Origin of the sequence: Parabacteroides sp. B2-S-102, from assembly GCF_023656665.1 — a bacterium.
Taxonomy (GTDB): domain Bacteria; phylum Bacteroidota; class Bacteroidia; order Bacteroidales; family Tannerellaceae; genus Parabacteroides; species Parabacteroides distasonis.
Genome location: NZ_JAMOKM010000021.1, coordinates 1 through 12,149 on the forward strand (window position 1 = coordinate 1; position 12,149 = coordinate 12,149).

Genomic DNA, 12,149 nt, shown 5'->3' on the forward strand with positions numbered 1-12,149 from the left:
TTAGTTCTAATGAAACTAACAACAAATTTCAATTAACATAATTTTCCTTCATTATCTTCTTCCTCCTATAACATCCAATCACTATCTGACTATCATCTTGGAATAAAATTACAGCTCTATTTACAAGCTTCGAAAACAACTCAATCAGGAAATTAACCATTAACTCTAATTTCTTCCACAAATATTCAATGATTTGCACAGATTATCTCTACATTTGCGATATATATATATTAATGTATTGACTATGAACTGGACCCAGCTATTATCCGGCAAGCGTTTTGGGATGGAAGAGTATCACGAGCGGAAACATGAGAGAACTGATTTCCAACGAGATTATGACCGTTTAATTTTCTCATCCCCTTTCCGAAGACTACAAAACAAGACACAGGTATTCCCCCTGCCGGGAAGTATCTTTGTGCATAACCGACTTACACATAGTCTGGAAGTATCCTGCGTAGGACGTTCATTGGGTAATAACGTAGCGAAAGGGCTTATCCAAAAATATCCGGACGGCAGTATCAACTTCCCAGAGATAGGTTCCATCGTATCAGCCGCTTGCCTTGCCCATGATATGGGAAACCCTCCATTCGGGCATTCCGGAGAGAGAGCGATCTCCGCTTACTTCTCCGAAGGGAATGGGCGAAAACTAGAAGAGAAAGTACGGAAGGAACGGGGACGCTGGGAAGACTTCGTCCATTTTGAAGGTAACGCAAACGCCATGCGGTTGCTGACCCATCAGTTCATTGGACGCAGGAAAGGGGGATTTGCCTTAACATATAGCACATTAGCCTCTATCATCAAATATCCTTACGCATCCATCTATTCAGGAAAGAAAGGGAAATTCGGCTTTTTCCAGTCGGAGGAGGGAAGTTATCTGCAAATCGCCCAAGAGCTAGGGATCGGGCATAACCCGGAAGCCCCGGACAAATTTCTTCGTTACCCGTTAGTTTACTTAGTAGAGGCGGCAGACGATATCTGCTATCAAATTATGGATATAGAAGATGCTTGCAAACTACATATCCTGACCACCGAAGAGGCCATACAACTATTATTGGGATTTTTCGAAGGAGAGCGGTTGGAGCATATCCGCAAGGTCATGCATATGGTAGACGATACCAATGAGCAAATCGCCTATCTTCGTTCTTGTATTATCGGGCTATTAGTGGATGAATGTTCCCGTGTCTTTTTAGAGAACGAGGAAAGCATCCTCAATGGTACCTACAGCACTCCGTTAATCAGTAACATATGCGATCAAGCCAAGCAGGCTTACGCTAATTGCTCGGCTACAGCATACAAGAAAATATATAAGGCAAAAGAAGTACTCGACATTGAATTAGCCGGTTATCATATTTTCAGCCATCTGATCGACAGCTTGACCGAGGCCGTGATGAACCAAGAGCATGCTTACAGCAAACTGCTCTTACAACGGATACCGGAGCAATATGACACGAACGCTCCTACTACATATGGCAAGATACAATGCGTACTCGATTATATCTCCGGCATGACCGATGTATATGCGCTCGATCTATACCGTAAAATCACCGGTATGAGCCTGCCGGCCGTTTGATGTTGTAATAATGTGTTAGAATTCTTCCCGGTACTTGCTTTCCATGCGATCATCCAAGATGCTTAGATAGCTTTTATAGCGGGACTCGCTGATTAGCCCATCGTTAACGGCTTGAATGACGGCGCAGCCCGGTTCATGACGGTGCGTGCAGTTATTGAAACGGCATTCTTCCGAGTATTTAAACAACTCCCGGAAATAATGGGAGATCTCAGCGTCCGCCATCTCGATCGTTCCAAATCCTTTGATACCCGGAGTATCGATCAAATAGCCTCCCCCGGGAAGGGAAATCATCTCGGAAAAGGTGGTCGTATGCATTCCTTTGTTATGATATTCGGAGATATCACCGGTACGGAGATTCACCCCCGGCACCAGTTTATTGATAATCGTGGATTTTCCGACACCCGAATGGCCGGACAAAAGCGTAATCTTATCTTTTAGATCCGCTTTCAAGGCATCCAAACCTTCCTCGGCCCGGGCACATAGCGTCGAACAGGGATAACCAATCGAGGTATACAACTCGATTAAATTCTCCAACGCTCTTTGATCCTCATTATTATAACGATCAATCTTATTGAAAACTAATTTAACGGGAACACGATAAGCCTCGGCTGTCGCCAAGAAGCGATCGATAAATATCGTTGTTGTTATAGGATAATTCACTGTAACGATCAGCATCGCCTGATCCAAATTCGCGGCGATAATATGCGATTGCTTCGATAAGTTAGAGGCACGACGGATGATATAGTTCTTACGCTCCTCGATCTCTGTAATAAAAGCGGTTCCTTCTTTATTAATATCGATTACGACACGGTCTCCTACCGCGACCGGATTGGTACTCTTTATGTCTTTCAGACGAAAGTTACCCTTGATCTTACTCTCTATATCTCGCCCGTCTTCCGTACGGACCGTATACCAACTACCTGTGTTTTTTATTACCAGTCCCCTCATGAGAATTGAAAATTGAGAATTGAAAATTGAGAATTGGAATAAGGACTCAATGGGGTTCCTTAATTCTCAATTCCCAAGTTTCAACTTTCAATTATTTAAACGGTCATTACTTCTTTTTCTTTAGCGGCGTAAAGCTCATCGATCTTTTTGATAAACTTATCATGGATTTTCTGAACCTCTGCCTCGGCATCTTTCTCTACGTCCTCGGGAACCCCATCAGACTTGATGCTTTTCTTCAAAGCCTCGATAGCGTCACGACGAGCGTTACGAACGCTGATCTTCGCGTTCTCCGCCTCCTGCTTACATTGTTTCACCAATTGACGGCGACGCTCCTCAGTCAACGGAGGAATACCTAAGCGGATCACCTCACCGTTATTCTCCGGCGTGATACCTAACTCAGAATCCAGAATACCTTTCTCAATATCGCGGATGATCTTCTTCTCCCACGGAGTGATCATGATAGTCCGTGCGTCCGGAACCGTCACCGTAGCCACGTTAGTAAGAGGAACAGGCGCCCCATAATACATTACCTTCACACAATCGAGGATTTTCGGATTAGCCTTACCAGCCCGAATGTGAGACAATTGCTCGTCCAGATACTCAATGGCGAACGTCATCTTCTCTTCCCCTGCTTTGATCAATTGTTTCGTATCTATCATAAATATACGTTTTTTGTTTGCGAATCTTTTAATTAACAAAAGTAATAAAGATTTCCAACTTCGCAAACATATAATTAAAATACTCCCTAACAAAAGATTTATAATACCGTATAAAAGCTTATCGCCCTCACTGTTTACTTAACTTAGGCGTAAAGAATAGTAAGTAGGCTACGCCCACGCACAACACCAGCACTGCTCCTACTTGAGAAGCCAACATATCGGATGCCACGCCCATAAAGATCGGGAAGATCGTGCCGCCAAACAGTCCCATAATCATCAAACCGGACACCTCATTCTGCTTATTCGGCATAGAAAGCAGAGCTTGGGCGAAAATAATGGGAAAGACGTTCGAGTTTCCAAAGCCGATCAAGGCGATACAAGCATAGATGATCTCTTTCGAATGAAATAGCAGCAAACCGATCATCGCCAATAACATCAAGAAAACACTAAAGGCGAAGAATCCTTTCGGAGAGACTTTTCGCAAGATAAAAGCCCCGGAGAAGCATCCCGCCGTACGGAATATGAAATAGAGGCTCGTGGCGAAGCCTGCGTCGGCCAACGTCATGCCCAGACGTTCCATCAAGATCTTCGGGGCGGTCGTATTCGTCCCTACATCGATCCCCACATGGCACATGATACCGATAAAGCAAAGCAGGATAAAAGGCTTGCCCAGCAAAGCCAGACATTCGCCAAAGGTGGAGGGCCGCCCCTCCTCTTTGGTCTCGTGGATAGTGGTAGCTCCCAATAGCAGGATAGCGATCACGGCGATCACCATATAGACCGGAAACAAGACACGCCAACCGAGTTCCATCGACGGTATCGCTTGGGTAGCACCCCACATGGCGATATAAGGCGCCAAGAAGGAGGCGATCGCCTTCACGAACTGACCGAATGTCAAAGAACTAGCTAGTTTATCCCCGCTTACGATATTCGATAATAACGGGTTCAAGGAAGTCTGCATCAAAGCGTTGCCGATACCCAACAGGGAGAAGGATATCAACATGACCATATATGCGTCGTCGAAGATCGGGATCATTAGCGAAAGAAACGTTACGATCAAGCTCAATAACACGGTCTTCTTCCGCCCGATACGGTTCATCAACATCCCCGTCGGGACGGAGAAGATCAAGAACCAGAAGAACACGAGCGACGGGAAGATATTCGCCTCCGAATCACTCAAGCCTAAATCCGCTTTCAGGTAATTAGAGGCGATTCCCACTAAGTCCACGAATCCCATGGCGAAGAACGCCAACATCACGGGAATCAATTTCAAGGATGAAGTCTTCTCGCTCATGGCTTATAAATCTTTAGGGTAAGCAGGCCATGCGCCACTCTGCGTACAAACATAAGCGGCTACTTTTACCGCTTTCTCATGTGCCTCACGTAAAGGTTTTCCGGTTAAGATCGATGAAATAAACGCCCCGGAGAAAGAATCGCCGGCGCCTACCGTATCTACCACCTGTACCTTCGGGGTAGGAATCGTAGAGACCTCCTCCTCGGAAAAGATCGTACTATACTCCGCCCCGGCCGTAAGTACCAAATAGCGCAAACCATATTTCTTCATGAACCAGCGACACATATCCTCTATCGTGCCTTCCAGACCAAACATCGGGCGAAGCATTTCCAATTCCTCATCATTGATCTTGAATACGTTCGCCAATTCGAGCAACGATTCGATCAATTCCTTCGAGTAGAAATGCTGGCGGATATTGATATCGAAGAAGCGCAAGGCATGACTAGGCATATAAGAAAGTAAGGTACGAAGCGTCTCACGAGATTCCGCAGCACGTTGCGCCAATGTTCCGAAGCATACGGCGTCCGCACGTTTCATCAGGTCGATAGACGCTTGGGTAAGCGGGATATGATCCCATGCCACACCTTCGATGATCGTATAGGAAGGGATGCCGTTCTTTAGCTCTACCATCACGCTTCCGGTCGGATATTCCACCGTACTGATATAATTACTATCGATACCGTTCTTATCCAATTCCTGAATAATCTCGGTTCCGAACACGTCGTTGCCCACGGCACTGATCGCATAACCTTCCGCTCCTAATTGGGTAGCGTGATACACAAAATTGATCGGCGCTCCACCGGCTTTCTTCACGTCCGGGAAGACATCCCACAATAATTCACCAATGCCTACTACTACAGGTTTACTCTTTTCCATGATATATTTTGTTTTTAATTATTTGAAGGGATAAATGGTTAATGACGTAACCGTGAACGCTCCTCCCTTGGCATGAAAGCTAATGCGATTATACGGTTCTTCCGGGAAGACTAGGTTGGTCATGACAAACTCCCCATTCCCGTCGAAAGCCTCTATGCTGGATTTATCTACCAGCAAACGCAAGGTATATTCCTTAGCGGCGGAGATCGGGGCCGAGGTAGCCGTGGCGAATGTCTTGCTGAAATCCGTGATCCCGCTGTTACGGCGATCCATCGTGAACGTATTATCCAGAAGATTATAACGCATCTCCACCTCCTCGCCTTTCGAGTTAAACAGCTGGAAGCTCATGATATCGGCCCCGTTGTTCTTAAACTTGATCTCGATCTCATAGGTTCCCGTCGGATCGGGAAGTACCGGATTGACCTCATGGGAGCGGTCCACCTTGAAGGAACCTTTCTTCTGGGCTTTCCCTCTCAACTTCAACACCTCGGGAGACGGGGTGCTGCTCAAGTACGTCTGCCCGTTTTTCGTATAAAGAACCAAGTCGCGAGGAACCGAATTCGCACTCCGGTATTGCAAGGTCGGCACGTTATTCGCGTATTCCCAATTGCTCATCCAAGCCAAGGCGATCTTCCGGTCCTCCGGGGCGTTACTCCAAGTTACCGTAGCGTAATGATCCTTGCCGTAATCCATCCATTTGGTCAAGGCCGGGGATTCATTCACGAACTGTTTCCCATCGAACGCACCTACGAAATATTGGGTAGCGGAGCCGCCAAACGGACCACCGGGGTTGATATTACAGATCAAGACCCACTTCTTCAATTCCGTGCCCTTCACCGGAAGCTCGATCAAGTCCGGGCATTCCCAAACGCCCGCATGCGCTCCTTGTCCTTCCCCGAAACTGCTCTCATACGTCCAGTCCTTCAAATTGGGAGAAGAATAGAGTTGCATCTCCTGCCCTACGGCGAGTACCATGATCCATTTATTGGATTCCTTATGCCAGAAGACTTTCGGGTCACGGAAATCACGTTGCGTAGAAGTAAGGATCGGATTCCGGTCATATTTCTTGAACGTTCGGCCGTTGTCCAAGCTATAGCCCATACTCTGCACTTGCCGGTCGCTGGCCGAGGTATAGAAAGCCACGATAGCGCCAGCGCCAAACCCCGCGGTATTATCCTTATCCACCACACAGCTACCGCTGAAGATCGTACCCAAGGCATCCGGGGCGATCGCCACCGGTTGATGCTCCCAATGAATCAAGTCCTTGCTGATCGCATGCCCCCAGTGCATATTCCCCCACATCGAGCCATACGGATTGTATTGATAGAACAAATGATACTCACCATCCTTGTACACCATGCCGTTCGGATCATTCATCCATCCCCAAGCCGGCGAGAAATGATAGGCCGGACGGAATTTCTCCCGGTTAGACGAATCAAACTGATCGGATAGCTTCATCTCTTTCCAGCAAAGAGCCGATTCCGGGGCAAGCTGGAAGTTGAAGGAGATATGCTTATCCGCATACCCCGAGAGATCTACCGGAACGAAATAATCCACCTTATTCACCGCCAAACGAACATTGAAAGTCCGTACCACGTCATTATCGACAATCATATACAACTTGGATTCCGGCGAGGACTCCTCGACCGGAAGCAACAAATATTTGGCTCGCGCATCCACACGGACAATGCTTTGCCCTTCGCCCAGATGCTTTATATCTATAGTACGTTCTGCCGCATATCCGGCCAACGGATCGACCGCGCTCAATAAAATGATACCGACAGCCATACATAAACTCTTCAGAAGTCTCTTTGTTTGTTGTTTCATAAACGAACGGATTAAAGGATAATATTGTTTGATTCTCCGCCAAAATTAATAGGATTCTTCCGGATAGAAAAACACTTATCCCTTAAAGGTGAGGAGATATGACATTTGTGATAAAGATCGTACAAATGTTATTGATACTCGGTAGGCGTAACCCCGTAGACCGCCTTGAAGCATTTGGAGAAGTAAGCGGGTGAGGAGAAACCGGTTCGGTAAGCGACCTCGCTCACCGTGTACGCGTTCTGCCTCAACAACTGGGTCGCCTTATTCAAGCGATAGGTACGCAAGAACTCGACGGGTGCGGTTCCGGTAAGCTCCTTGATCTTCCGGTGAAGGTGCCCCCGGGATAATCCCAAGGTCTCGCTTAGTTTCTCCACATTATATTCGGGGTCCGCGTAAACGGCCTCGATCTGTTCCGCGAACTTACGCAGAAAGGCGTCATCGATGCTCTCCACCTTCTCCGGCTCGGACAGAAGGAGCTTATTATCCCGCAACTTCTCCAACAAACGTTCCCGTAACTTCTGGCGCTCTTGCAATAGGTGGATAATCTTGATCTTCACGTAATCCGTATGGAAAGGCTTCTGTATATAATCGTCCGCTCCGCCGGTAATCCCGAAAATCCGTTGGCGCTCATCGGTCAAGGCGGTCAATAAGATCACCGGGATATGGCTAAAGGGAAGTTGCGACTTGATCATCCGGCAAAGTTCGAAACCATTCATCTCCGGCATCATCACATCGCTTACTACCAATGATATCTCCTCCTCTTCCAATACCCGCAAGGCATCTTTCCCGTTCGCGGCCGTCCGGGTCTTGAAATGAGGGCTAAGCTCACGTTCCAAAAAGCAGCGAACCTCATCGTCATCCTCGGTGATAAGTATCGTATAAGGATAGGTTTTGGAAAGCATCTTATGGGTTTCCGAATCGTCCAACCGGGAGGCTTCGTAGGCTTGATGGGATACGGACGTTTCCATCAGGTCGCTATCCTCGAAATGCGCCTTTCCTTTCCGCAGGCAAACCGTAAAGGTAGTCCTTTGTCCCGGCTCGCTCTCCACACGGATCTCCCCTCCGTGCATATGTATATATTCCTTTACCAAATGTAATCCGATCCCAGTTCCCATCGACCGATCCTCCGTATAGAAACGGTCAAACAAATGCGGAAGGTTACCGGGTTGGATACCACTTCCCGTATCGATAACCTGTATAAAAACCCGATCCTCCTCTTCTGTCAGCTCTATCCGCACGCTACCTCCCTCCGGCGTAAACTTAAAGGCGTTCGAGAGAAGATTGACAAATACCTTCTCCAACAGGTCCGGATCGATCCATAGCGTACATTGTTTTATCGAAGAAGTGAACGTATAGGCGATCGCACGTACCGAGGCCATACTGTCAAAATAAGATTTGATCTCGCCAACGAAAGGGACCAAATCGATTTCCCGTACCGCTAGTTTCTCTTGCTTGCCTTCCACCTTCCGGAAGTCCAAGATCTGATTGATCACACGCAACAAACGGTTGGCGTTCTTCTGGATCAACCCGAGATCCGAGGCGTAAGGAGATTCCCGCAAGGAGATTATCAGGCGATCCAAAGGAGCGAGAATCAAGGTCAAGGGCGTACGTACTTCGTGAGAGACATTCGTAAAGAATTGGAGTTTCTGCGCCGTCACCTCTTTCATCTCCGCGTTCAAGGAGATTAGCTTACGATTCGCCTGCCTCATCTTCCGGTTTATGTAAAAGGCGTAAATGGAAAGGGCGATAAAACCGATCATCAATAAGGAGATCACCCCTAAAGAGTTTCGCAGGAAATAAAACCGGTCGGACAAACCGTCGATGCGGGAACGCTGCGCCTCGATACGTTGCCTATATTTCTGGAGTTGGTCCGCTTGCAACAATAAGGTGCGGGCAGACTGATGATCTACCGGAGCCGTACGAAGAGGGATAAACTTATCCACCGGCTCCCCTTGAATGATACGCATAGCCGTGCGAATCACTTGCTCCCCTCCTGTCGGATAGAGGAAAGAGGCATTGATCCGTCCATCTTCCACGGCTTCCAGACCGGCACCCGCCACGGCATCAACGCCGATAATCCGCAACTCCCGTCCTCGGATGGAATCCCATGCCATAAAGTATTCCCGGGCGGCTATGGCCATCATGTCGTTATGGGCGTAAACGAAATCTATCTGCTCGGGATGCTCTAACTTCTGAAGCTCCATCCGGGCGGTATCGACCAGCCATTGTCCTTCTATCTTACGGAAAGAAAGATCCTCCCTTTCTCGCAAGGCATCGACAAAACCTTTATGTCGCTCTTGCGCCGGGGAGGTTTGCGTGAGTCCCCATATCTCTAAGATAATAGCGTTCGGGGGAAGATAATTGGCGGCGTAATTGCCTGCCGCTAGTCCGATCTCATAATTGTTCGCCCCGACAAAAGAGGTGTATTGATCGGTATTTACCTTGCGATCTGTAATGATCGTCGGGATTCCGGCACGGTACGCTTCCTCGGCAACTGCCGTGATCGGCTCGGATTGGTAAGGGGAGATGATCAAGACATCCACCTTTTGGCGGATCAAGTCTCGTATTTGTTGTATTTGTGTCTCGTTATTGTTTTGCGCGTCCTTTATAATAATTTCCACGTCATCATAGTTGGAGGCTTCGATACGCATATCGTTAATCATGGCTTGCCGCCAAGCATCGTCCAGCATACATTGGGAGAGGCCGATAACGTGCTTCTTCTGTTTCCCCGAGCTTGTGCAGCCACACAAGACGATCAAGGTTAACCATACTAGTAAAAAGGGATGCTTCATATACAAGAATAAAGGTCTAACGTATTTGCCACAGGGCTGGCACAACCTTGCCATGCCTGTGGCACGACAGTACCACCAGCATGGCACTGCCGTGTCATCGGTTAATGGCACTAATTATGCACCAGTGTCCCGATATTCTCTCCGCTCATCACTTTCTTCAAGTTGCCGTTGGTATCCATATCGAATACGATGATCGGGAGGTTGTTCTCTTTACACATCGTGGTAGCGGTCAAGTCCATTACCTTCAGGCCCCGGGTATAGATCTCATCATACGTAATATCGGAGAACTTGGTAGCCGTAGGATCTTTCTCCGGATCAGCGGTGTAAATACCGTCCACACGGGTACCTTTCAGCATGACATCCGCCTCGATCTCGATACCTCTCAAGGAAGATCCGGTATCCGTAGTAAAGAACGGATTACCCGTACCGCCGGACATGATGACCACGTTACCTTGTTCCAGCAACTCGATCGCACGCCATTTATTATAGAACTCGCCGATCGGTTCCATACGGATAGCGGTCAAAACCTTCGCATTCACGCCTTGAGCGACCAATGCGGAGCTAAGCGCCAAGCTATTGATTACCGTCGCCAGCATACCCATTTGGTCTCCTTTTACCCGATCGAAACCTTTGGAAGCGCCACTCAATCCACGGAAAATATTACCGCCACCAATCACGATACCGATCTGTACGCCCATCTCGGCGATCTCCTTGATCTGTGCCGCATATTCATTCAAGCGGACCTCATCGATCCCATATTGTTTACCACCCATCAGCGACTCCCCGCTTAATTTTAATAAGATACGTTTGTATTGAGCCATGTTTTGTATATATTTAATATGTAATTCCGCAAAAGTAACGAATAATCCGATATTCGCATAAAAAAGATCGCCCCAACCGGTGTCGGGGCGATCTAAACACTAACCCCGTGTTTTGTAAGCTGCGAGGATTAGCTAAAATTATATGAAACGTTACTGGTTATTTTTTATCTAAGATCTCCAAGGTATCGGCAGCGATCATGAATTCCTCATCCGTAGGAACGACGATGATAGTCACCTTACTGTCCGGAGTGCTGATTACCATCTCCTCGCCACGCATGCCCTCGTTCTTCTCTACATCGATCTTCATGCCCATGTATTCCATGTTCTCACAAACCGCACGACGGGTCGCCCATTGGTTCTCGCCGACACCACCGGTCCAAACCAAGATATCACAACCACCCATAGCGGCGGCATAAGCGCCTATATATTTCTTGATGCGGTAGTTATATACGTTCAAGGTCATGATCGCACGCGGATTTCCGGCAGCTACGGCAGCCTCGATCTCACGCATATCGGAAGAGATTCCGGAAAGACCGGCAACACCACTTCTCTTATTGATCAAGTCGGAAAGGCCGGCACCATCCATGCCTTCCTTATCCATGATGAAAGACAAAGCACCCGCATCCACGTCGCCGCAACGAGTACCCATCAACAGACCCTCAACCGGAGTCAAGCCCATGGAAGTATCCACGCTCTTACCATTCTTGATAGCGGTGATAGAACCACCGTTACCTACGTGAGCCGTGATAATCTTCTGATCCTCATAAGGAACACCTAAGATCTCGCAAGCACGACGGGATACATATCGATGACTGGTTCCGTGGAAGCCATAACGACGTACGCCATATTTCTTGTACATCTCGTAAGGCAAACCATACATATACGCATAATCCGGCATGGTCTGATGGAAAGCCGTATCAAACACCGCTACTTGAGGAATACCCGGGATCAAAGCCTCCATCGCCCGAACACCCTTCAAGTTAGCCGGGTTATGAAGCGGAGCCAAATCAGAGCACTCGATTACCTTATTGATTACATCCTGATTGATCAATACACTGGAAGCGAACTCCTCGCCACCATGTACCACGCGATGGCCCACGGCATCAATCTCCTTATAGTCCTTGATGCAGCCATAAGTAGCGTCGGTCAACACGCTCAGGATAAACTCGATGCCTTCTTGATGGCCGGGGATCTCTCTCTCGATAACCACCTTCTTGCCATCCTTGTCCGTCAATTTCAAGAACGCGCCCGGCAAACCGATTTTCTCGATACCGCCTTGAGCCATAACCTCACCGGAGGTCATATCGAATAACTTATATTTGATAGAACTACTACCGCAGTTCAATACTAGAATCTTCATAT

9 protein-coding genes are annotated in these 12,149 nt (G+C 47.8%); 1 reads left to right on the forward strand and 8 read right to left on the reverse strand.

Annotation, left to right across the window (positions count from 1 at the left end; translation table 11 throughout):
* The first annotated feature begins 244 nt into the window (after nt 1-244).
* Nucleotides 245-1,570 (forward strand): dGTP triphosphohydrolase, encoded by a 1,326-nt coding sequence (gene dgt / locus NBH07_RS18930; protein ID WP_005859743.1) that lies wholly within the window; start codon nt 245-247, stop codon nt 1,568-1,570.
* Nucleotides 1,571-1,585: 15 nt separating this feature from the next.
* On the opposite strand, the gene rsgA is transcribed toward dgt, so the two are convergent.
* The 8 genes from rsgA to NBH07_RS18970 all read right to left on the reverse strand — a co-directional run bounded on the left by rsgA (nt 1,586) and on the right by NBH07_RS18970 (nt 12,147).
* Complete coding sequence (gene rsgA, locus NBH07_RS18935; RefSeq protein WP_005859746.1) at nt 1,586-2,518, reverse strand: ribosome small subunit-dependent GTPase A; 933 nt, start codon at nt 2,516-2,518, stop codon at nt 1,586-1,588.
* A gap of 95 nt (nt 2,519-2,613) precedes the next feature.
* Complete coding sequence (gene frr / locus NBH07_RS18940; RefSeq protein WP_005859749.1) at nt 2,614-3,177, reverse strand: ribosome recycling factor; 564 nt, start codon at nt 3,175-3,177, stop codon at nt 2,614-2,616.
* Between the two features lie 127 nt (nt 3,178-3,304).
* Nucleotides 3,305-4,471 (reverse strand): MFS transporter, encoded by a 1,167-nt coding sequence (locus NBH07_RS18945; RefSeq protein WP_005859751.1) that lies wholly within the window; start codon nt 4,469-4,471, stop codon nt 3,305-3,307.
* 3 nt (nt 4,472-4,474) lie between these two features.
* Nucleotides 4,475-5,347, reverse strand: coding sequence for a carbohydrate kinase family protein (locus tag NBH07_RS18950; protein WP_005859753.1), 873 nt, complete (start codon nt 5,345-5,347; stop codon nt 4,475-4,477).
* An 18-nt stretch (nt 5,348-5,365) separates the two neighbouring features.
* Nucleotides 5,366-7,174: a glycoside hydrolase family 32 protein gene (locus NBH07_RS18955; RefSeq protein ID WP_156682559.1), complete on the reverse strand. Its 1,809-nt coding sequence runs from the start codon at nt 7,172-7,174 to the stop codon at nt 5,366-5,368.
* Nucleotides 7,175-7,302: 128 nt separating this feature from the next.
* Entirely contained in the window at nt 7,303-9,966 is a 2,664-nt protein-coding gene (locus tag NBH07_RS18960; protein WP_039848531.1) for a substrate-binding domain-containing protein, read from the reverse strand.
* 110 nt (nt 9,967-10,076) lie between these two features.
* Complete coding sequence (pyrH, locus tag NBH07_RS18965; RefSeq protein WP_005859761.1) at nt 10,077-10,787, reverse strand: UMP kinase; 711 nt, start codon at nt 10,785-10,787, stop codon at nt 10,077-10,079.
* Between the two features lie 157 nt (nt 10,788-10,944).
* Nucleotides 10,945-12,147, reverse strand: a complete 1,203-nt coding sequence (locus NBH07_RS18970; RefSeq protein ID WP_005859763.1) for an acetate/propionate family kinase — start codon at nt 12,145-12,147, stop codon at nt 10,945-10,947.
* Nucleotides 12,148-12,149: the final 2 nt, after the last annotated feature.